23 protein-coding genes and 1 tRNA gene are annotated in these 20,752 nt (G+C 72.1%); 13 read left to right on the top strand and 11 right to left on the bottom strand.

The annotated features are described in order from the left end of the window. The first annotated feature begins 70 nt into the window (after window positions 1-70). From ABZO29_RS08270 to ABZO29_RS08255, 4 genes are all read left to right on the top strand, one after another. Entirely contained in the window at window positions 71-505 is a 435-nt protein-coding gene (locus ABZO29_RS08270) for a roadblock/LC7 domain-containing protein (RefSeq protein ID WP_367319490.1), read from the top strand. A 2-nt stretch (window positions 506-507) separates the two neighbouring features. Further along, window positions 508-879 (top strand): DUF742 domain-containing protein, encoded by a 372-nt coding sequence (locus ABZO29_RS08265; RefSeq protein WP_367326076.1) that lies wholly within the window; start codon window positions 508-510, stop codon window positions 877-879. Further along, on the top strand, window positions 857-1,477 hold the full coding sequence (locus tag ABZO29_RS08260; protein ID WP_367319489.1) for an ATP/GTP-binding protein: 621 nt from the start codon (window positions 857-859) through the stop codon (window positions 1,475-1,477). Before ABZO29_RS08265 ends, ABZO29_RS08260 begins: the two co-directional genes overlap by 23 nt. Window positions 1,478-1,538: 61 nt before the next feature. Next, window positions 1,539-2,108 (top strand): GAF domain-containing protein, encoded by a 570-nt coding sequence (locus tag ABZO29_RS08255; RefSeq protein ID WP_367319488.1) that lies wholly within the window; start codon window positions 1,539-1,541, stop codon window positions 2,106-2,108. Between the two features lie 28 nt (window positions 2,109-2,136). On the opposite strand, the gene ABZO29_RS08250 is transcribed toward ABZO29_RS08255, so the two are convergent. Next, entirely contained in the window at window positions 2,137-2,742 is a 606-nt protein-coding gene (locus ABZO29_RS08250; RefSeq protein ID WP_367319487.1) for a GPP34 family phosphoprotein, read from the bottom strand. A 276-nt stretch (window positions 2,743-3,018) separates the two neighbouring features. Here ABZO29_RS08250 and tdh point away from each other — a divergent pair, with 276 nt between their 5' ends. The 8 genes from tdh to ABZO29_RS08210 all read left to right on the top strand — a co-directional run bounded on the left by tdh (window position 3,019) and on the right by ABZO29_RS08210 (window position 9,375). Beyond that, the gene (tdh, locus tag ABZO29_RS08245; RefSeq protein WP_367319486.1) at window positions 3,019-4,047 is read left to right on the top strand and encodes an L-threonine 3-dehydrogenase; all 1,029 of its coding nucleotides are present in this window, start codon (window positions 3,019-3,021) and stop codon (window positions 4,045-4,047) included. A gap of 9 nt (window positions 4,048-4,056) precedes the next feature. After that, window positions 4,057-5,250, top strand: a complete 1,194-nt coding sequence (locus ABZO29_RS08240; RefSeq protein ID WP_367326075.1) for a glycine C-acetyltransferase — start codon at window positions 4,057-4,059, stop codon at window positions 5,248-5,250. Between the two features lie 36 nt (window positions 5,251-5,286). Next, entirely contained in the window at window positions 5,287-6,189 is a 903-nt protein-coding gene (locus ABZO29_RS08235) for a LysR family transcriptional regulator (protein ID WP_367319485.1), read from the top strand. A gap of 46 nt (window positions 6,190-6,235) precedes the next feature. Next, the gene (locus ABZO29_RS08230; RefSeq protein ID WP_367319484.1) at window positions 6,236-6,817 is read left to right on the top strand and encodes a helix-turn-helix domain-containing protein; all 582 of its coding nucleotides are present in this window, start codon (window positions 6,236-6,238) and stop codon (window positions 6,815-6,817) included. Then, complete coding sequence (locus ABZO29_RS08225; protein ID WP_367319483.1) at window positions 6,814-7,341, top strand: GNAT family N-acetyltransferase; 528 nt, start codon at window positions 6,814-6,816, stop codon at window positions 7,339-7,341. The genes ABZO29_RS08230 and ABZO29_RS08225 overlap by 4 nt, the downstream gene beginning before the upstream one ends. A 29-nt stretch (window positions 7,342-7,370) precedes the next feature. Further along, window positions 7,371-7,730: an MmcQ/YjbR family DNA-binding protein gene (locus tag ABZO29_RS08220; RefSeq protein ID WP_367319482.1), complete on the top strand. Its 360-nt coding sequence runs from the start codon at window positions 7,371-7,373 to the stop codon at window positions 7,728-7,730. 117 nt (window positions 7,731-7,847) lie between these two features. Then, complete coding sequence (locus tag ABZO29_RS08215; protein WP_367319481.1) at window positions 7,848-9,191, top strand: MFS transporter; 1,344 nt, start codon at window positions 7,848-7,850, stop codon at window positions 9,189-9,191. Between the two features lie 110 nt (window positions 9,192-9,301). After that, window positions 9,302-9,375: transfer RNA gene (locus ABZO29_RS08210), tRNA-Pro, on the top strand. A 31-nt stretch (window positions 9,376-9,406) separates the two neighbouring features. On the opposite strand, the gene ABZO29_RS08205 is transcribed toward ABZO29_RS08210, so the two are convergent. Further along, window positions 9,407-10,705: a sensor histidine kinase gene (locus tag ABZO29_RS08205; RefSeq protein ID WP_367319480.1), complete on the bottom strand. Its 1,299-nt coding sequence runs from the start codon at window positions 10,703-10,705 to the stop codon at window positions 9,407-9,409. Window positions 10,706-10,955: 250 nt separating this feature from the next. Here ABZO29_RS08205 and ABZO29_RS08200 point away from each other — a divergent pair, with 250 nt between their 5' ends. After that, window positions 10,956-12,785 carry an ABC transporter ATP-binding protein gene (locus ABZO29_RS08200; protein ID WP_367319479.1) on the top strand — a complete coding sequence of 610 codons (1,830 nt, stop codon included), beginning with the start codon at window positions 10,956-10,958 and terminating at the stop codon, window positions 12,783-12,785. Window positions 12,786-12,814: 29 nt separating this feature from the next. On the opposite strand, the gene ABZO29_RS08195 is transcribed toward ABZO29_RS08200, so the two are convergent. Genes ABZO29_RS08195 through ABZO29_RS08155 form a run of 9 tightly spaced genes read right to left on the bottom strand, consistent with a single transcriptional unit; the run spans window position 12,815 to window position 20,704 of the window. Beyond that, a complete protein-coding gene (locus ABZO29_RS08195; protein WP_367319478.1) occupies window positions 12,815-13,543 on the bottom strand; it encodes a FadR/GntR family transcriptional regulator in 729 nt (242 codons plus the stop codon). Then, the gene (locus ABZO29_RS08190) at window positions 13,534-14,547 is read right to left on the bottom strand and encodes an aldo/keto reductase (protein WP_367319477.1); all 1,014 of its coding nucleotides are present in this window, start codon (window positions 14,545-14,547) and stop codon (window positions 13,534-13,536) included. Before ABZO29_RS08190 ends, ABZO29_RS08195 begins: the two co-directional genes overlap by 10 nt. Window positions 14,548-14,585: 38 nt before the next feature. Then, a complete protein-coding gene (locus tag ABZO29_RS08185; protein ID WP_367319476.1) occupies window positions 14,586-15,623 on the bottom strand; it encodes a PfkB family carbohydrate kinase in 1,038 nt (345 codons plus the stop codon). Continuing rightward, entirely contained in the window at window positions 15,620-16,252 is a 633-nt protein-coding gene (locus ABZO29_RS08180) for a bifunctional 4-hydroxy-2-oxoglutarate aldolase/2-dehydro-3-deoxy-phosphogluconate aldolase (protein WP_367319475.1), read from the bottom strand. Before ABZO29_RS08180 ends, ABZO29_RS08185 begins: the two co-directional genes overlap by 4 nt. Beyond that, window positions 16,249-17,010 carry an SDR family oxidoreductase gene (locus ABZO29_RS08175; protein WP_367319474.1) on the bottom strand — a complete coding sequence of 254 codons (762 nt, stop codon included), beginning with the start codon at window positions 17,008-17,010 and terminating at the stop codon, window positions 16,249-16,251. The genes ABZO29_RS08180 and ABZO29_RS08175 overlap by 4 nt, the downstream gene beginning before the upstream one ends. Further along, entirely contained in the window at window positions 17,007-18,050 is a 1,044-nt protein-coding gene (locus tag ABZO29_RS08170; RefSeq protein ID WP_367319473.1) for a zinc-binding dehydrogenase, read from the bottom strand. The genes ABZO29_RS08175 and ABZO29_RS08170 overlap by 4 nt, the downstream gene beginning before the upstream one ends. Beyond that, a complete protein-coding gene (locus tag ABZO29_RS08165) occupies window positions 18,047-18,484 on the bottom strand; it encodes an RbsD/FucU domain-containing protein (protein ID WP_367319472.1) in 438 nt (145 codons plus the stop codon). Before ABZO29_RS08165 ends, ABZO29_RS08170 begins: the two co-directional genes overlap by 4 nt. Then, window positions 18,475-19,377, bottom strand: a complete 903-nt coding sequence (locus tag ABZO29_RS08160) for an amidohydrolase (RefSeq protein ID WP_367319471.1) — start codon at window positions 19,375-19,377, stop codon at window positions 18,475-18,477. Before ABZO29_RS08160 ends, ABZO29_RS08165 begins: the two co-directional genes overlap by 10 nt. Then, window positions 19,370-20,704, bottom strand: coding sequence for an L-fuconate dehydratase (locus tag ABZO29_RS08155; protein ID WP_367319470.1), 1,335 nt, complete (start codon window positions 20,702-20,704; stop codon window positions 19,370-19,372). The genes ABZO29_RS08160 and ABZO29_RS08155 overlap by 8 nt, the downstream gene beginning before the upstream one ends. Window positions 20,705-20,752: the final 48 nt, after the last annotated feature.

The following is a 20,752-nucleotide window of genomic DNA, read 5'->3' as shown; positions in this document are numbered from 1 at the left end:
CACCCTTCCCACCCCTGCCCCCACCCCCACCGCTCCCGCAGACCCTCGTACCCCAAGGAGTCCATCCACCATGGCGAGCGACGCGCCGACCGGCCATGTATCCGATCTCGACTGGCTGATGAGCGGCCTCGTGCAGCGCGTACCGCACACCACCAGTGCCGTGCTCCTCTCCTGCGACGGGCTCGTGAAGTCCGTCCACGGCCTCGACCCCGACAGCGCGGACCACATGGCCGCCCTCGCCTCCGGCCTGTACTCCCTGGGCCGCAGCGCCGGCGTCCGCTTCGGCGACGGCGGGGACGTACGCCAGGTCGTCGTCGAACTCGACTCGACCCTGCTGTTCGTGACCACCGCCGGCGCCGGTACCTGTCTCGCCGTGCTCGCGGGGCGCGAGGCCGACGCCGCCGTCCTCGGCTACGAGATGGCGATGCTGGTCAAGAGCGTCCGCCCCTACCTGGTGACCGCGCCCCGCCAGCACACAGGCGAACCCACGGTGACGAGGCCTTGAGCGTGGCGGCGGCCGGCGACGGGCCCTGGCTCGACGACGCGGCCGGACGGCTGGTGCGGCCGTTCACCGTCAGCAACGGCCGCACCAGACCCACCATCGCGCTCGACCTGATGTCGCAGGTGATGGCCACCGGGGCCACCCCCCTCGGCTACCTCGGCCCCGAGCACGCGCAGGCCCTCGACCTGTGCCGCGCGCCGGTTCCCGTCGCCGAGGTCGCCGCCCATCTGAAGCTGCCGGCGGCGGTCACCAAGGTGCTGCTGTCGGACCTGGTCGACTGCGGGGCCCTGGCCACCAAGCCCCCGGCCTTCCAACACAACCCGACCGACCGGTCTCTTCTGGAGGCAGTGCTCGATGGACTACGACGACAGCTGTGAGTACGAGGACAGCTCCGACCCCTTCCCCACCGCGCTCAAGATCCTGGTGGCGGGCGGCTTCGGCGTCGGCAAGACGACCTTCGTCGGCGCCGTGAGCGAGATCGCGCCGCTCAGCACGGAGGAGCTCCTGACCACGGTCAGCGCCGCGACCGACAACCTCGACGGGATCGAGAACAAGGTCGAGACGACCGTGGCCATGGACTTCGGCCGCATCACGCTCGACGCGGAACACGTGCTGTACCTGTTCGGCACACCCGGCCAGGAGCGGTTCTGGTTCATGTGGGACGAGCTGTCCGAGGGCGCGCTCGGCGCGGTCATCCTCGCCGACACCCGGCGCCTGGAGCAGTGCTTCGCGGCCGTCGACTTCTTCGAGGAACGCGGAGTCGGCTTCATCGTCGCCATCAACGAGTTCGACGGAGCGCACCGATACGACCCCGAGGAGGTGCGCGCCGCCATCGACCTCGACCCCCGGATCCCCGTCGTCCGCTGCGACGCCCGCATCTCCGTCTCCGGCGTGCAGACCCTGCTCACCCTCGTACGGCACCTCATCGCCCACACGCCGGCCTCACCCGCGCCGAGCCACGGCGCCCACATGTGACACCCGCACCCCAGCCACGGAGCCCGTACATGCCACACGTCCACCGCGACGGAGCCCGCCCATGAGCTACGACGCGCCGCGCCCGGCCGGTCGTCTGCTGCTCACCCCCGAGGACAAGGAGGCCCCCGCCCGCACGTGGCGGCTGCGCCGGATGGGCCTGGGGGAGCACCCGGACCCCGCCCTCGACGCCTTCGCGGCCCGCCTCGCGGAGCTCGTCGGGGCGCCGTACGCCATGGTCAACTTCCTCGACGAGGAGCGGCAGTTCTTCGCCGGACTGCATGTCCCGGACGCGCCTCCGCCCGCGCCCGGCGTCAAGCCGCGACCGGGCCGCACCCTCCCGCGCGACCACGGGTACTGCCCCCATGTCGTCGTCCGGCGCAAGGCGCTGGTCCTGGAGGACGTCCGCGACTATCCGCGGTTCGCGGGCAACCCGATCGTCGACGAGTACGGCGTCCACTCCTATCTGGGCGCCCCGCTCATCGACAGCACCGGGATGGTGCTGGGCACGGTGTGCGTGGCCGACCTCGCGCCCCGGCCCTGGGGGAAGGCGGGCCTGGAGGCGATCAAGTCGTCGGCCGGCGATCTCGTGGTGAGGCTCGAGCGGAGCGCGCAGGACGGGCTGCCGCTGTGACGGGTACCTCCGCCCGGGCCGCCGGGCGTCAGAAGCCTCGCCAGACGTTGTCGAACGCGGCATCCTCGATCGCCCGCCGCTCCCGGACGGCCCGGAGTTCCGTCACCGCGTCGCCGACGGCGGCCAGCACGGTCGTCACGACCTCGTCGCCGACGTCGGTGAGGTTCTCGGCGGCCACGTCCTGGATCCCGGCGGCGGCAGCCAGGGCGGTGAGGACGGGTTCACCGGATGCCCGGCGCTCGTCGGCACGGCGGCGGTCCGGCGAGTCGACCAGCACCGCCCGTCCGGTCCGCAGTGGGATCCGGCGGCCGCGCGGCCGGGTCGTCAGCCCTTCCCGCTCCATGTCACCGACGTAGGCCGACGACAGCCCGCGCCCCCTGCGCCACAACCAGTCCTCGACCGACTCGTACGGCTCCTGTCGTACGAGAGACGAGGCGGCCTCGTCCAGGAGGCGGTCGCCCGTCACCGACTGCGCGCCGGGCACGATGCGGTCGCCGTCCAGGGACAACGCCAGGGTGTCGAGGAGGTCGAGCACCTCGGCTCCCGCGAGCGCGAGCGACAGATCGCCCTGTTCCACCAGGCGGTCGGGCGCCACGTCCACGGCGACGATCGCGAGATCCCGGGCGGTGTTCATGAGCGGCTCCACGTCAGTCGGCCGAGTGCGGGGCGGGCATCCTGCGTCGATTCTCGCTGCCGATCGAGCGCGGTGTGGCGTACTACGACCATGTGGTGCGGGAAGCCGATCCGCAGCACGGCATGCGTGAAGGAAAGCTGCGGCGCCGTTTAAGAAAACCTCGATGGACCGCAGCGGCGCCGTACGGCAGATTGCTGGGTGATTCCACCCCTCTCCCCGGACGCGGGCTCCTTCGGCATGCCCGGACCCGGGGCCCTCACCCACAGGAGCCGTAGCGTGAAGGCGCTGGTCAAGGAGAAGGCGGAGCCGGGGCTGTGGCTCGCGGACGTTCCGGAGCCCGCCGTCGGACCCGGGGACGTACTGATCAAGGTGCTGCGCACCGGCATCTGCGGCACCGACCTGCACATCCGGTCCTGGGACGGCTGGGCGCGGCAGACGATCCGCACCCCGCTCGTGCTCGGGCACGAGTTCGTCGGCGAGGTCGTGGAGACCGGACGGGACGTCACCGACATAAAGGCGGGCGACCGGGTGAGCGGCGAGGGCCACCTGGTGTGCGGCAAGTGCCGCAACTGTCTGGCCGGACGACGGCACCTCTGCCGCGCCACGGTGGGGCTCGGGGTGGGCCGCGACGGCGCGTTCGCCGAGTACGTGGCGCTGCCCGCGTCGAATGTCTGGGTGCACCGGGTTCCCGTGGACCTCGACGTGGCGGCGATCTTCGACCCGTTCGGCAACGCCGTGCACACCGCGCTGTCGTTCCCGCTGGTGGGCGAGGACGTGCTGATCACGGGTGCCGGACCGATCGGCCTGATGGCCGCCGCGGTCGCCCGGCACGCGGGTGCCCGCAACGTCGTCGTCACGGACGTGAGCGAGGAGCGGCTGGAGCTGGCCCGGAAGATCGGTGTGAGCCTGGCACTCAATGTCTCCGGCTCCTCGATCGCGGACGGACAGCGGGAGTTGGGACTTCGCGAGGGCTTCGACATCGGCCTGGAGATGTCCGGCCGCGCCGAGGCGATGCGCGACATGATCGCCAACATGACGCACGGCGGCCGGATCGCGATGCTCGGCCTCCCGGCCCAGGAGTTCCCGGTCGACTGGGCCCGGATCGTCACCTCGATGATCACCATCAAGGGCATCTACGGCCGGGAGATGTTCGAGACCTGGTACGCGATGTCGGTGCTCCTCGAGGGCGGCCTGGACCTCGCGCCCGTGATCACCGGCCGGTACGGCTACCGCGACTTCGAGACGGCGTTCGCCGACGCGGCGAGCGGCCGAGGCGGCAAAGTCATCCTCGACTGGACTCTCTAAGGACTGATGATGTTCGACTCCGTGCGCGACGACCTCCGCACCACCCTCGACGAGATCCGCGCCGCCGGCCTGCACAAGCCCGAACGGGTCATCGGCACCCCGCAGTCCGCGACCGTGCACGTCACCGCGGGCGGCCGCCCCGGTGAGGTGCTCAACTTCTGCGCCAACAACTACCTCGGTCTCGCCGACCACCCCGAGGTGATCGCCGCGGCTCACGAGGCGCTGGACCGCTGGGGCTACGGCATGGCGTCCGTGCGTTTCATCTGCGGTACGCAGGAGGTGCACAAGGAGCTGGAGGCGCGACTGTCCGCCTTCCTGGGGCAGGAGGACACGATCCTGTACTCCTCCTGCTTCGACGCCAACGGGGGCGTCTTCGAGACGCTGCTCGGCGAGCAGGACGCGGTGATCTCCGACGCGCTGAACCATGCGTCGATCATCGACGGCATCCGGCTGTCGAAGGCCCGCCGCTTCCGGTACGCCAACCGTGATCTCGCGGATCTGGAGCGGCAGTTGAAGGAGGCCCAGGGCGCCCGACGCAAACTGGTCGTCACCGACGGCGTGTTCTCGATGGACGGCTATGTGGCCCCCCTCCGCGAGATCTGCGACCTCGCCGACCGCCACGACGCCATGGTCATGGTCGACGACTCGCACGCCGTCGGCTTCGTCGGTCCCGGCGGCCGGGGCACGCCCGAACTGCACGGCGTCATGGATCGCGTCGACATCGTCACCGGCACCCTCGGCAAGGCGCTCGGCGGTGCCTCCGGCGGTTACGTGGCGGCCCGCGCGGAGATCGTCGCCCTGCTGCGCCAGCGCTCTCGCCCGTACCTCTTCTCCAACACCCTCGCCCCGGTGATCGCCGCGGCCTCCCTGAAGGTGCTCGACCTCCTGGAGTCGGCGGGGGATCTGCGCGAGAAGCTCGCCTCGAACACCGCCCTGTTCCGCCGACGCATGAACGAGGAGGGCTTCGACATCCTCCCCGGCGACCACGCCATCGCGCCGGTGATGATCGGCGACGCGACGAAGGCGGGCCGCATGGCGGAACTCCTGCTGGCGCGCGGCGTGTACGTGATCGGCTTCTCCTACCCGGTCGTGCCGCAGGGCCAGGCCCGCATCCGGGTCCAGCTGTCCGCCGCCCACTCGACCGAGGACGTGAACCGCGCGGTGGACGCGTTCGTGGCGGCTCGGGCGGAGCTGGAGGCCTGAGCAGGAGCACCAGGGGCATTTGAGACAATCGATCCCATGATCGAAGCGCGGCGGCTCCACATCCTCCGTGCGGTGGCCGACCACCGCACGGTGACCGCGGCTGCCGCCGCCCTGTACCTCACGCCTTCGGCGGTCTCCCAGCAGCTGACGGCCCTGGAGCAGGAGACGGGACACCGTCTGGTCGAGCGCGGCGCCAAGGGCGTACGGCTGACCGCGGCCGGCGAGATCCTGCTCGGCCACACCAACGCGGTCCTCGCCCAGCTGGAGCGGGCGGAGGCCGAACTGGCGGCGTACGGCTCGGGTGCGGCCGGCACGGTCACGGTCGCCTCGTTCGCGACCGGCATCGCCCTGGTCGTCGCCCCCGCGGTGGCCCGCCTCGCCGGGTCGGCGCCCGGCATCCGCATCCGCGTGCAGGACGCCGAGGGCGACGCCAGCCTGCCGATGGTCCTGGACCGGCAGGTGGACATCGCGGTCGCCGTCGAGTATCGCGGGGCCCCGCCGGCCGACGACCCCCGCCTGACCCACGTACCGCTGTACGCCGAGCCGTTCGACGCCGTCGTGCCGGTCAGCCACCGGTTGGCCGACGCGGGCGAGGTGCCGCTGGCCGAGCTGGCCAAGGACACCTGGATCGGTCCCTACCCGGGCAACCCCTGCCACGACGTGGTGGTCCTGGCCTGCGAGACCGCCGGTTTCCAGCCGCGCCTGGAGCACTCCTCGGACGACTTCCGCGCGGTCGTGGCCCTGGCGTCGGCCGACGCGGGAGTGGCGCTCGTGCCGAGGTCGGCGCTGCGGGGCATGGACCTCACGGGGGTGGTCGTACGGCCGGTCGACGGGGTGGCCCCGACCCGGCGGGTCTTCGCGGCGGTGCGCCGGGGAGCCGAGGGGCATCCGCTGATCCGCCCCGTACTGGAGGCCCTGGGAGAGGTGGCGGGGGCGTGAGCCTCCCGTAACCCGCCTGTCTCATATTCGGGATAACGTCCCGCATATGAGAAACGTGGGTGAGGTTGCTCCGGATCCGGTGGACGCCCGGCTCGGTGCCCGGCTCGCCGAGCTGCGGGCCGAACGCGGTTGGTCCCTGGGGGAGTTGGCGGAGCGCACTGGAGTGAGCCGGTCGACGCTGTCGCGGGCCGAGCGGGCGGAGATCAGTCCCACCGCCGCGATGCTGAACCGGCTGTGCGCCGTGTACGGGCGGACCATGTCCCAGCTGCTCAGCGAGGTGGAGGCCGAGCCGGTGCTGCTGGTGCGGGCCGCCGAGCAGTCGGTGTGGGAGGACCGGGCCTCCGGGTTCGTACGACGGTCGGTGTCCCCGCCGCACGCCGGGCTGCGCGGTGAACTCGTCGAGGGGCGGCTCGCCCCGGGCGCCGACATCGCGTACGACCGCCCGCCCGTTACCGGCCTGGAGCAGCACATCTGGGTGCTGGAAGGAACCCTCGAGGTGACGGCGCAGGAGGCCGGACACCGTCTCGGTGCCGGTGACTGTCTGCGGCTGCGGGTGTGGGGGCCGACGCGTTTCCGGTGCGTGGGCGACGAGGCCGTGCGGTACGTGCTGGCGGTGGTGCTGCCGTGATCGTGACCCGTCTGGACGCGACTCGACTCGCCGCCCGTGTGGACGACTTGGCCGATCTGCTGCTCGACGTCGTCGACGGCGGCGCCTCGGTCGGGTTCCTCGCCCCGCTCGACCGTGCGGCGGCCGTCGCCTGGTGGAAGGAGCGGGTGGCCGCCGTGGCCGCGGGGCAGCTCGCCGTGTGGGTGGCGCAGGACGGTGACCTCGCCGTCGGCACCGTGAGCCTGGCCCTCCCCGACAAGCCCAACAGCCGCCACCGCGCCGAACTCGTCAAGCTGATGGTGCGCCGCGGCGCCCGCGGAGAGGGCCTCGGCCGCCGGCTCCTGACGGCAGCCGAAGAGTCGGCCGTGGCGTCCGGCGTCACCCTCCTGCACCTGGACACCGAGACCGACAGCCCCGCCGAGCACCTCTACCGCTCCGCCGGCTGGACGCGAGCCGGGGTGATCCCCGACTATGCGGCGAGCCCGGACGGGGTGCTGCGGCCGACGACGCTCTACTACAAGCACGTGGGCGCTCCCACCAGGTGATGTCAGTGGCGGCCGATACGGTGCGTCTCATGCCGGATGCCGAAGACGTACGCCGTATCGCCCTGTCCCTGCCGGACACGACGGAGAAGATCGCCTGGAGCATGCCCACGTTCCGGGTCGCGGGAAAGATGTTCGCCACGCTGCCCGAGGACGAGACCTCCATAGCGGTGCGCTGCCCCAAGGAGGAGCGCGACGAACTGGTTCTGGCCGAGCCCGCGAAGTTCTGGATCGCCGACCACGAGGCCCAGTTCGCCTGGGTGCGCGCCCGGCTGTCCGCGATCGAGGACGAGCAGGAACTGCGGGACATCCTCGCGGACTCCTGGCGGCAGGCGGCACCGCCCCGACTCGTGGAGGCGTACCCCGAGTTGGGGCTCCCGGCCGGGGAATGAAAATCCCTCGGACTTGGTCTGTACCAAGTGCCATGATGCCGCGGTGGAAGGGGGAGCCGGGGCGGGAGGGGCCCTGGTTCCGCCAGGGGAGACCGGGGCCGGAGGGAAAGGCGGGGGATGACCGGGACGTCGTCGCAGCCACCGGATGACATCGTTGCCGAAGGACGGCAGGGCGGGCCCATCGGGACAGCGGGCGGGCGGCCGGTCCGGTCGCGTGACTTCGCGCTGTTCTTCGTCGCACGGGCGGTCGCCCGGCTCGGCGACACCATGCTGCCGGTGGCGCTCGCCGCGGGCCTGCTCCAGCACGGGTACGGGGCTGGCGCGGTCGGCCTCACCATGGCCGCGACAGCCGCCGCCTTCTCCGCGCTCGTCGTCTTCGGCGGGGTGATCGCCGACCGCTTCAGCACGCGCAGGCTGATGATTGGCGCCGACCTCGTGCGGCTCGGCACTCAGGCCGTGGCCGCCGTGCTGTTCTTCGCCGACCACGTGGTGCTCTGGGAGATCTGCGTGATCGGCGCCGTCAACGGCGTGGCGGGCGCCGTCTTCCAGCCCGGCGTCGCCAGCACCGTGCCGCGCCTCGCCTCCGACGTCCAGGGCGCCAACGGCGCCATACGGATCGCCGAGTCCGCCGCCCAACTGGCCGGCCCCGCCCTCGCGGGCCTGCTCGTCGGCTTCGCCTCACCGGGCGGTGTCTTCGCCGCCCACGCCGCCACGTACGCGGTGAGCGCCCTGTGCCTGCTGTTGATCCACCTGCCCCCACTCGCCCCCGGCGGCCGCCCGACCGCGCACTCGGCCGGCGCGTTCAGGGCCGATCTGGTCGAAGGCTGGCGCGAGTTCCGTGCGCGGACATGGCTGTGGGGCGTCATCGCCGTCTGGTGCCTCTACATGATCGCCGTATGGGGTCCGAGCGTGCCGCTGGCGGCGACGGAGGTCGTGCTGCAGCACGGCCCGCGCGCCTACGGCCTGGTCAACTCCGCCCTCGGCGCTGGCACCGTGATCGGCGGAGTCGCCGCCCTGCGGCTGCGCCCCCGCCGTATGCTCCGTGCCGGCGCGGTCGCCCTCTTCGGCTTCGCCGCCTTCCCGGCGACCGTAGGAGCCGGGCTGGGCGTACCGGTCATGGCGGCCGGTGCCGCCGTCGCCGGGGTCGGGATGTCGTTCTGGGGCGTGATGTGGGCGACCAGCGTGCAGACCCAGGTCCCGCCCGACGTCCTCAACCGCATCCACGCGTACGACGTGGCGGGCTCCCTCGCGATGATGCCCGTCGGCCAGGCCCTCGCGGGCCCCGCCGCCTCGGCCCTGGGCGCGGACCATGTGCTTCTCGTCGCCGGAGCGATGAGCCTGGTCGTGCCGACTGCCCTGCTCGCGGTGCCCGCGATACGAGGCCTGGTGCGCGCCGACGCGAAGCACAGGACCCCGGACACCACGACGCCACGGAAGCGGCCGTGCCCGGAGTCGACCTGACGAAGGCAGGCGAGCACGGACCCGGGTAAACGGGTGCGCGATCACCGACCCGAGTGCGGTATTGTTTCCATGCACGCTCGGCCAGGGGAAACCCCAGGTCAGACGGGCAACGGGACGTGGCGCAGCTTGGTAGCGCACTTGACTGGGGGTCAAGGGGTCGCAGGTTCAAATCCTGTCGTCCCGACTTTTGAAGTCGCAGATCAGAGGCCGTTTTCTCAGCGATGGGAAGACGGCCTTCGAGCATGTGTGCGCGGCACCTCGAGCACGACGTCCACGATCCAGCCGTGTCCGGTGTCGCGCGGACCGATCGTGACGGTGCCGCCGTACATGGCGGCCCGCTGGCGGATGCCGACCAGGCCGTGCCCGGGGTCGTCGGACCGGTGCTGCGGCTCTGTCCCCGGGGACGCGCCGGTGTCGGCGACCTTGATCCGCACGGTGCCGGCGTCCGCCGTCACGGTGACCTCGGCCGTGGATCCCGTACCCGCGTGCTTCAGGGTGTTGGTCAGGGATTCCTGGACGATGCGATACACGGTGAGCTGCACGCCGCTGCCCAGCGCGTCGAGATCGCCCACCGTCCGGCAGGTCACCGTCAGTCCCGCCGCGCGGACCCGCGCCAGCAGCGGATCCAGATCGCGGACGCCGGGCTGTGGGCTCAGCATCCGTTCGTCCTGCTGCTCCTCGCGCAGCACGCCGAGCACGCGGCGGAGCTCGTTCATGGCCTGGCGGCCGGTGTCGCCGAGGATGCGCAGGGCCTCGGCCGACTGCTCGCCCCGGCCCGCGGCGAGGGTCGCGGCACCGTCGGCGAGGCCGACCATGACGGAGAGGTTGTGACCGACGATGTCGTGCATCTCGCGGGCGACCCGGGAGCGCTCGGCGGCGGCGGTGAGCCGCACGCGTTGGTCGCGCTCGATCTCCAGACGTCGGGCACGGTCCTCGAGCGCGGCCAGATACATCCGGCGGATACGGAGTGTCAGGCCGACGGCGATGGCCGCGGTCGTCGTCCCCAGCAGGAAGAAGAGGCCGAGCAGCGGTTGTTCGACCTGCACCAGGACGGAGACCGCCAGGGTCAGTCCGACGAACGTCAGTCCGGCAGCCCACGCCAGCGCCCGCAGTGAACCGTGCAGGGCCAGGGTGTACAGGGCGACGAGCGCGGCGACACCGGCCTGCTGCCAGACGCCCAGGGACCACTGGACGACGGACACCAGCAAGATCACGAAGAATGTGACGGCCGGGGCCCTGCGACGCCACCACAGCGGCAGGATCAGCGCGGCGGCGAAGGCGACCAGCACGCCGAACGGCAGCTGACTGCGGTCGCCGGCCTCCCCCAAGGGGCCCCTGCTACTGGTGGAGAGCAGGTCGGGCAGGCTGAGGAGGGCGACGACCAGGACCACCGCGGTGTCGAGGAGCCACGGATACCGCCGGTCCATTCGCTGATGGCGACTCTGCCCGCGCAGCAGGCGGCCCAGGACGGGGTGCGCCCAGGCGGCGGTCAGCTCCGTGCGTTCCGGATCCATGGCGCTCATTGTCCTCGGTTCGCCGGTCCGCAGCCGGTCCGGACCCCCGGGCCAGGACCTGCGCGCCGGCACCAAAAAACGCTTGGACTCCGCGAACGCCGGCGCGGGACACTGCGGTTCCTGAAATGCCCGTATTCACACCTCGGTGTCGCCGCGCGTTTGCGGCGGCTCCGTCGTCATGCCCTGACTCGGAGCACGACCCGGACAAGGGCATTCACTCGAACGTCGCTTCGGACCACACAGGGTTGGGATGGGATCGCCTGAATCGCGCGAGGCCACGCCGGGCAGGGGCCCGGTACTCCTCGCACTTCGCTATTACGGACGGGAATTGGCCCGGCTCCGGCGGTGGACGGTGCCCGCGATGCTGCTGCCGGCGCTGGGCAACATCGGAATCAACTACATCGCGCCGCTGATCGTCGCGAAGCTCGTCGGCCGGATCGCCGGCCACGACACGGGCGGCATCGGCTCGATGCTGCCCTACGTCCTCGGCTTCGCCGGCGTGCTGCTGTTCGCGGAGACGCTGTGGCGCATCGGCCTGCACTGCCTGAACCGCCTCGACGCGCTCGGCATCGAGCACCTGTACGTCATCGGCATGGACGAGCTGTTCGCCAAGGACGCCGCGTTCTTCCACAACAACTTCGCCGGGTCGCTGACCAAGCGGGTGCTGAGCTTCGCCTCCCGCTTCGAGGAGTTCGTCGACACGCTGACGTTCCAGGTCGTGGGCAGCTTCGTGCCGCTGCTGTTCGGATCGGTGGTGCTGTGGCGCTACGAACCGCTGCTCGTCGTCGGGCTGTTGGTGATGATCACGGTGACGGCGCTGTGCGTGGTGCCCCTCATCCGCCGCCGCCAGGCGCTCGTGGGCCAGCGCGAGGAGGCGATCGCCCGGGTGTCGGGGCATGTCGCCGACAGCCTGATGAACATGGACACGGTCCGGGCCTTCGCCGCCGAGGAACGCGAGGCCGCCGAACACCGGTCCCGCGTCGCGGCGTCGCGGCGGCTCACCCTGCGGTCGTGGGACTACGGCAACCTGCGCATCGACACGCTGGTCGCGCCGCTGTCCGTGCTGACCAACGCGCTGGGCCTGCTGCTGGCGGTCGTGCTCGGCGGAGGCGGGCACGGCGTGGAGGCGGTCGTCGTCGCCTTCACGTACTACAGCAACGCGACGCGGATCATGTTCGAGTTCAACCAGATCTACCGCCGCCTGGAGAGCTCCATGACGGAGGCGGCGCAGTTCACCGAACTGCTGCTGGTGCCGCCCACCGTGGTCGACCCGGCGTCGCCGGAACCTCTGCTGTCGCGGCCCGCCGACGTGCGGTTCGAGCAGGTGACCTTCGCCCACGCGGGTGCGGAGCCGCTCTTCGAGGGCCTCGACCTGGCGGTGCCCAGCGGGGCGAAGATCGGTCTCGTCGGCCGGTCCGGCGGGGGCAAGACCACGCTCACCCGGCTGCTGCTGCGGATGACGGACATCGACGCCGGCCGGATCCTGATCGGGGGCCAGGACATCAGCAGGCTGCGCCAGGCCGACCTGCGCAGCCTGATGGCCTACGTGCCGCAGGACCCGGCGATGTTCCACCGCACGCTGCGTGACAACATCGGGTTCGCCAGGCCGGACGCCACCGACGCCGAGATCCGCCGCGCGGCCGAGGCGGCCCACGTCACGGAGTTCGCCGACGCGCTGCCGGACGGCTTCGACACCATGGTGGGCGAGCGCGGCGTCAAGCTGTCCGGCGGACAGCGACAGCGCGTCGCCCTCGCCCGGGCGATCCTGCGCGACGCACCGATCCTGCTGCTCGACGAGGCGACCAGCGCCCTGGACTCCGAGAGCGAGATCCTCGTCCAGGAGGCGCTGTGGCGGCTCATGGAGGGGCGGACGGCGCTCGTGGTGGCGCACCGGCTGAGCACGGTCGCCGGTATGGACCGGCTCGTGGTCCTCGACCGCGGGCGGATCGTCGAGCAGGGCACGCACCAGGAGTTGCTCGCCTCGGACGGCGCCTACGCGAAGCTGTGGCAGCACCAGTCGGGCGGTTTCCTCGACGACAGCGCCGTCGACGACGGCCGCGCGCGGGCCGACCTGCACTGAACGACTCCGAGCATCCGCGCGCGCTCCGGTCAGGCGGTTCGGGACAGTCTCGCCGACGGCGCCGCGGGGTCGGTGTTACGCAGATGCTCCCTCAGCCACTGCTCGGTGTTGCTCACATGCAGCAGTGCGGCGGCCTGGCTGAGGGCGGCGTCGCGGGTGGACAGGGCCGTGAAGATCGCCTCGTGCTCGGCGAGCGTCCGGCCCGCGGCCTGTGTGTCCACGAGACCGCGCCAGATGCGCGCGCGCAGCGTGCGGCCGGAGATGCCTTCCAGGAGGGTGAGCAGCGACTCGTTGCCCGTGGCGGAGACCACCGCACGGTGGAAGGCCGCGTCGTGGGCGTTGAGCTGCTCGACGTCCTCGCGTGCCTCGCGCATGGCGTCCAGGTGCCGCTTCACCTCGGCCAGTTGCTCGTCGGAGATCCGGGTGGCCGCCAGTGCGGTGGCGACCGGTTCGAGCAGTCGTCGTACCTCCATGAGGTCCTGCAGGGCGGCCGAGTCTCCCTGCAGGAGCTCCACCGCCCCGCCCAGCCCCTCCAGGAGCAGGCTCGGCTGCAGGCTGGTCACGTACGTGCCGTCGCCGCGGCGGACCTCCAGGACCCGCGCCACGGCCAGCGCCTTCACCGCTTCGCGGGCCAGGTTGCGGGACAGGCCCAGCTGGGCCGCCAGCTCCGGTTCCGGCGGCAGCTTCGAACCCGGCGGCAGGGCACCGGTGCGGATGAGCTCACGGATCTGTTCTATGGCCTTGTCCGTCAGGGACACCGCGGACTCCTTCCACGACCGTTCTGCGTCGGCACGTCCGACCTGATCAGTTCCTGGGCACGAAGATCGTCCCAGAGACCGTCGGGGATGCCCCGGCGGTGAAGTTCCACGTTGCGCGCCACCTGTTGCGGACCCCGCATACCCAGAGTGACATTGATGATAGTGGGATGGGTGTACGGAAAGGCCGTCGCCGCGGCCGGGAGGGTCGTGCCGTGCGCGGCGCAGACCTCGGCGATCGCCAGGGCCCGGGCGACCAGCTCGGGCGGGGCGTCCCGGTAGTCGTACTTCATGCCCTCGGTGGGGCGGTCCCGGGAGAGCAGCCCGGAATTGAACACGCCGACGGCCACCACGCTCTTGCCGAGCTCCTGGGCTGCGGGCAGGACGTCGTCCAGTGCCGACTGGTCGAGGAGGGTGTAGCGCCCGGCGAGCATCACCACGTCGGCGGCGGTCTCGCGCAGGAAACGGGCGAGCATGGCCGACTGGTTCATGCCGGCGCCGATGGCGCGGATCACTCCCTGGTCGCGCAGTTCCGCGAGGGCGGGCATGGCCTCCTCGGCGGCCTGCGTCCAGTGGGCGTCGGGGTCGTGCAGGTAGACCACGTCGAGGCGGTCAAGGCCGGTGCGCTCAAGTGTCGCCTCGATGGAGCGCAGCACCCCGTCCCTGCTGAAGTCCCACTCCCTGCGCAGGTCGTCCCGTACGACGAAGCCCTCGCTGTCCACCCCGCGCGGACGTTCGTTGGGCACGAGCAGACGTCCGACCTTGGACGAGACGACGTACTCGTCGCGTCGCCGGTTCCTCAGGGCGGCTCCCAGGCGGCGTTCGGAGAGGCCGAGGCCGTAGTGCGGTGCGGTGTCGAAGTACCGGATGCCGGCGTCCCAGGCCGCATCGACCGCGCCCATCGCCTCGTCAACCGGTGTGATCTTGTAGAGGTTGCCGATGACGGAGGCCCCGAAGCCGAGTTCGGTGACTTCGACGGGAGTGTTGGTGATCTTTCGGTGTCGCAAGGTGTGCCCTTCGGGAGTGCGCGTGGTGCGGCGGCCGGTCAGCGTCTGACGGCGGCCGTGCCGCCTGCGATCAGTGCTTCGACCTCGGTGAGCGAGGCCATGGAGACATCGCCGGGCGTGGTCATGGTGAGCGCGCCGTGGGCGGTGCCGTAGGCCAGGGCGCGCTCCAGTCCCGCGCCGGTGAGCAGCCCGTAGATCAGCCCGGCGGCGAATCCGTCGCCGGAGCCGATGCGGTCCAGGACGTGCAGGCCGGGCATCCGGGGGCCGGCGACGAAGCCGGTCTCGGCGGACCAGGCGGCCGAGGACCAGTCGTTGACACCGGCCGAGGGCACCTCGCGCAGGGTCGTCGCCAGCACCCGGGCCGCGGGGACCATGCCCGCCACCTCCGCGAGCGCTTCCGGCACCTCGGCGGCGGGGACCCGCCCGTCGCCGGGGCGCCTGCCGGCCAGGCCGAGGGCGCCCACCACGACGTCGGCGTGCCGGGCGAGCCGCAGGTCGACCTCGCGTGCCCGGTCGGCGCCGCCGCGGCCGGCCCAGAGGCTGGGGCGGTAGTTGGGGTCGTAGGAGACCGTCACACCATGCCGTCGCGCTGCCGCCATGGCCTCGTCGGCGACGTCCACCGTGGTGTCGGACAGGCCGGCGAAGATGCCACCGGTGTGGAACCAGCGCACGCCCGCCGAGAAGACCGCGTCCCAGTCGACGTCCCCCTTGCGCAGCTGGGAGACGGCGGTGTGCGCGCGGTCGCTGACGCCCAGCGCTCCCCGGATGCCGAAGCCGCGCTCGACGAAGTTGAGGCCGTTGCGTGCGGTGCGGCCGATGCCGTCGGCGGGGACCCAGTGGATCAGGGCGGTGTCGACGCCGCCCTGCAGGATCAGGTCCTCGACCAGCCGGCCCACCGCGTTGTCGGCCAGGGCGGTCACCACGGCCGTACGCAGCCCGAAGCAGCGGCGCAGTCCGCGTACGACGTTGTACTCGCCGCCGCCCTCCCAGACCTGGAAGGAGCGGGTGGTGCGGATCCGCCCCTCGCCCGGGTCGAAGCGGAGCATCACCTCACCGAGGGCCACCACGTCGGTCACGTCGTGCTCCCTTCCACGGCCTCGGCGGTCAGCCTGCGGATCCCCTCGTAGTCGCCCCGCCGAAGGAGCGCGGAGGTCGCCATCCAGCTGCCGCCGACGGCGAGGACCGCGGGCTCGGCCAGGTAGGCGGCCAGATCGGCGGAACCGATCCCGCCCGTCGGCACGAAGCGCACGCCCGGGAAGGGCGCCGCGAGCGCCCGCAGCATCCGGACGCCGCCGAGGGATTCGGCGGGGAAGAGCTTGACGGTGTCGAGGCCGGCCCGCAGAGCGCCCATCAGCTCGGTGGCGGTGGCGATGCCCGGCACCACGGGCACCCCCAACTCCCGGCACTTCGCGACGACTTCCCCGTCGTGGCCGGGGGAGACGACGAAGCGGGCCCCGGCCGCCACGGCACGCTCCGCCTGCTCGGGCGTGAGGACCGTGCCGGCACCGACGGTGAGCCCGCCGTGCGCCGCCATCGTCTTGAGCACCTGCTCGGCGTCCGGGGTGCGGAAGGTGACCTCGGCGCATCGGGCACCGCCCGCGCTGAGCGCGGCGGCCAGCGGCACGGCCGCGGCGACGTCCGGCACGGTCAGGACCGGCATGATGCGGGCGCCGGCGAGTACGGAGGCCAGGCCGGTGGCGCTCATCGGCCCAGCCATCCGCCGTCGACGGGCAGGACGGCGCCGTGGATGTAGGCGGCGGCGTCCGAGGCGAGGAACACCGCGGCTCCCCCCAGGTCGCCGGCCTCGCCCCAGCGGCCGGCCGGGATGCGGTCCAGGATCGCCCTGCTGCGCACCGGATCGTTCTGCAGGGCCTGGGTGTTGTCGGTGGCGATGTAGCCGGGGGCGATGGCGTTGACGTTGACGCCGTGCGGGGCCCACTCGTTGGCCAGTGCCTTGGTCAGGCCGGCGATTCCGTGCTTGGCGGCCGTGTAGCCGGGGACGGTGATGCCGCCCTGGAAGCTGAGCAGCGACGCCGTGAAGATGATCTTCCCCTGGCCGCGGGCCACCATCGCGGCGCCGACGGCACGGGCCAGCGCGAACTGCGCGCTGAGGTTGACCTGGAGCACCAACTCCCAGTCCGCGTCCGTGTGTTCGGCGGCCGGTGCCCGGCGGATCGTACCGGCGTTGTTGACCAGGATGTCCACCGGGCGTTCCCGCCCGGCGAGGTTCGCGCCCAGGGCGCGTACGGCCCCGGCGTCGGCGAAGTCCGTCCGGATCGCCTCGAAGGTACGGCCCGCGGAGACGACGTCCTTCTCCACCGCGCTGCCGGCCTCCTCCAGCGAGGCGCTGACGCCGATGACGTCCGCACCGGCCTCGGCGAGCGCCCGGGCCATGGCCCTGCCGATGCCGCGCCGGGCGCCGGTGACCACGGCCAGCCTGCCGGTCAGGTCGAAGGTCTTCATACGGCGGCTCCCTGCTTGTCGTTCCCGCAGTCCACGAGGATCTTCATCACGTCGCCGCCCGCCTCCAGCGCCTCGAACGCGGAGGGGGCCTCGGTGAGCGGTACGACCCTGCTGATCAGCCGGTCTGCGGGGATCGTGCCGTCCGCCACCAGGGCCACCGCCCGCTCGAAGTCGGCGCGGTCGTACAGCCGGGCGCCGACAAGGGTGAGTTCGCGCCAGAAGAAGCGGTGCAGGTTGATCTCACGCGGCCGGGGGTGGATGGCCACCAGGCACAGCCGGCCCCGCACTCCCAGCACCTCGACCGCGGTGTCGACGCCGCCCGCCGCGCCGGAGACCTCGAACGCGACGTCGGCGCCGGCGTCGCCGGTCCACTGCCGGACGAGTTCGGGCACGTCCACGGCGGCCGGGTCCCAGGTGGCCAGCCCCAACTCCTCGGCGAGCAGGCGCCGGTGGGCGCTGAGCTCGACCACCCGGACGTCGGCACCCGAGGCCCGCGCGACCAGCGCGATGAGCACGCCGACGGGTCCGCCGCCGACAACGACGACCTTCTCGCCGTCCCGGACGCCGGCCCGGCCGACGTCGTGCACGGCGACGGCCGTGGGCTCGACGAGCGCGGCCCGGTCCAGGGGGAGCGAGCCGGGCAGCCGGACGAGAGTGGCGGCGGGTACGGTCCAGCGCTGCTGCATGGCGCCGGGGGAGTCGATGCCGATGAAGTCGAGGTGCTGGCACACGTGTTGGTGGCCGGCGCGGCAGGCGGGGCAGGTGTCGTCCCAGCGCAGCGGCATCACGGTCACCGCGTCACCAGGCCGCCAGCCCGCCACGCCCGGGCCGACGCGCACCACGCGGCCGGACATCTCATGACCGAGGACGGCGGGAGTGCTGACCCGGGCGTCCATGTCGCCGTGGAAGATGTGCAGGTCGGTGCCGCAGATGCCGACGTAGGCGGGGGCCAGTTCCACCTCGCCGGGACCGGGGGAGGACGACTCGGCGGGAGCCGTGTCCAGGGTGCGGGCGGCCGTGTAGCGGACGGCGAGTGTCATCGTGGTCTCAGGGTCCCTTCAGCGCGGACGCCGATGGTCAGCAGCAGGTTCGCGTAGGTACGGGTGTCGGCGGTGACGATCGCCAGCGCCAGGTCGGGCGAGCGGGCGGCGTCGTAGAACTCGAAGCGGCCGAGCGTCTCGACCGGGGCGGGCGCCAGCATGGAGCGGTACTCGGCGACGGCCGGCGGCTCCGGTTCGCCCTCGGGCGGCACCATCACATGGGCCGTCTCGACGGGCAGCGCGCGCAGCAGGACGTCGAGCACGGTGGTGACGTCGAGCAGGCCGGGGGTCAGGTTGAGATGGACGGTCCGGGCGCGCTCGCCGGTGGCGGTGCTCGCCGGGTAGTGGCCGTCGGCGAGCAGCACACGGGCGCCGTGGCCGGATCCGGCCAGCGCTTCGAGGATGCCGGGGTGCAGCAGGTCGGTCAGGAGCACGGGGTTCCCTCCTTCCCCTCGGGGGACTTCAGGCGGTAGAAGCCGGTCGCGGTGCCGGCGAGGATCGCCGAGGTCTCGGCGGCCGAGCAGTCGTCGAGCAGTTCCGCGACGGTGGCGGCCCAGCGGTTCCAGCCGCCGGCGAGGACGCAGACCGGCCAGTCGGAGCCGAACATCAGCCGGTCGGGGCCGAAGGCCCTCAGCAGGACGTCCCACACCGGCCGGATGTCGTCGATCGTCCACTGCCGGTGATCGGCCTCCGTGATCAGCCCGGAGACCTTGCACCGCACCTGGGGGTGCGCGGCCAGTCGCCGCAACGCCCTTTCCCAGTCGGACAGTTCACCCTTTGCCAGGGGTGGTTTGCCCGCGTGGTCCAGGACGAGCGGCAGGTCGGGGAAGCGCTCGGCGAGCCGGACCGCCTGGTCGAACTGGTGGCTGCGGATCAGGATGTCGTAGGCCAGCCCTCGCTCGCCGACCGCCCGCAACCCCCGCTCCACGGACGGCCGTTGGAGCCACTCCGGATCCGGCTCGCCTTGGACGAGGTGCCGCAGCGCTCGCAGGTACCGGCCTCCGAGCCCGGTCCGCAGTTCGTCGAGGATGTCGCCGATCGCGGGGGAGGTGAGATCCGCCCAGCCGACGACCGCGGCGATCAGCGGGTCGCTGTCGGCCAGGGCGAGGAGGTCGCGGGTTTCGGGCAGGGATGTCATGCATTGGACGACGACGGTGGCGTCCAGGTGCCGTCCGGTGATCGGTCGGGTCGCGGTCTCCCGGAGGGTGTGCGGGCTGAAGGTGCGGCGGAGCGGTTCGTGGCCGGGTTCGTCCAGCCAGGGCTGGGGACGGTGGTCGAGGTCCCACACGTGGTGGTGGGCGTCGACGAGGATCGGCACGTCAGACACGGGCGGACCAGACCGGGCCGTCGGGGTAGGTGAACTCCTTGAGGGTCTCGGGGTGCATCTGCGCGCTCAGTCCCGGCAGGGCCGGCGCGAGGTAGTGGCCGTCGGCGATGCGCACCGGGTCGACGAAGTGCTCGTGCAGGTGGTCGACGTACTCGATGACCCGGTCCTCGACCGTGCCGGAGACCGCGACGTAGTCGAACATCGACAGGTGCTGGACCATCTCGCACAGGCCGACGCCGCCGGCGTGCGGGCAGACCGGGACGCCGAACTTCGCGGCGAGGAGCAGGATGGCGAGGTTCTCGTTGACGCCGCCGACCCGGGCGGAGTCGATCTGCACGATGTCCACCGCGCCGGCCTGCAGGAGCTGCTTGAAGACGACCCGGTTGGCGATGTGCTCACCGGTGGCCACCTTGATGGGCCTCAGAGCCTCGCGGACGGCGGCGTGACCGAGGATGTCGTCGGGGGACGTGGGCTCCTCGATCCAGTAGGGGTCGTACGGGGCCAGGGCGCGCATCCAGTCGATCGCGGGCTGGACGTCCCATCTCTGGTTGGCGTCCACGGCGATGCGGATGCCGTCGCCGACCGTCTCACGGGCGGTGCGCATGCGCCGTACGTCGTCCTCCAGGTCCGCGCCGACCTTCAGCTTGATCTGGGTGAAGCCGTCCGCGACGGCCTCGCGGGCGAGCCGGGACAGCTTGTCGTCGGAGTACCCGAGCCAGCCGGGGGTGGTGGTGTACGCGGGGTAACCGCGCTCCAGCAGACGGGCGATGCGCTCCTCGCGGCCCGGTTCGGCGCGCTCCAGGATCTCCAAAGCCTCCTCGGGGGTGAGGGCGTCGCTGAGCCAGCGGAAGTCGACCTGGGCGAGCAGTTCCTCGGGAGACATCCCGGCGAGGAAGCGCCAGACGGGCTTGCCGGCGCGCTTGGCCGCGAGGTCCCAGGCGGCGTTGACGACCGCTCCGGTCGCCATGTGGATGGCGCCCTTCTCCGGGCCCAGCCAGCGCAGTTGGGGATCGTGGACCAGGGAGCGGGAGAAGGCGCCGAGGTCGGCGCAGACCTCCTCGACCGAGAGACCCACCACGTGCGGGGCGAGGGCCGCGATGGCGGCGGCCTGCACGTCGTTGCCGCGGCCGGTGGTGAAGGCCAGGGCGTGGCCCTCCAGCCCGTCACCGGCGTCGGTGCGCAGGACGACATAGGCGGCCGAGTAGTCGGGTTCGGGGTTCATCGCGTCCGACCCGTCCAGATGCTCGGACGTCGGGAAGCGTACGTCGAGGACGTCCAGGGCGGTGATGCGGGCGGGCGCCGATGCGGCGGGCACAGCGGAGGACATGGCAACTCCAGTGGGAGCAGGGGGAACACGGCCCCTGCGACGAGATGG

Source organism: Streptomyces sp. HUAS ZL42 (assembly GCF_040782645.1).
In the GTDB taxonomy this organism is placed as follows: domain Bacteria; phylum Actinomycetota; class Actinomycetes; order Streptomycetales; family Streptomycetaceae; genus Streptomyces.
This window is presented reverse-complemented; position numbering and strand designations above follow the sequence as displayed.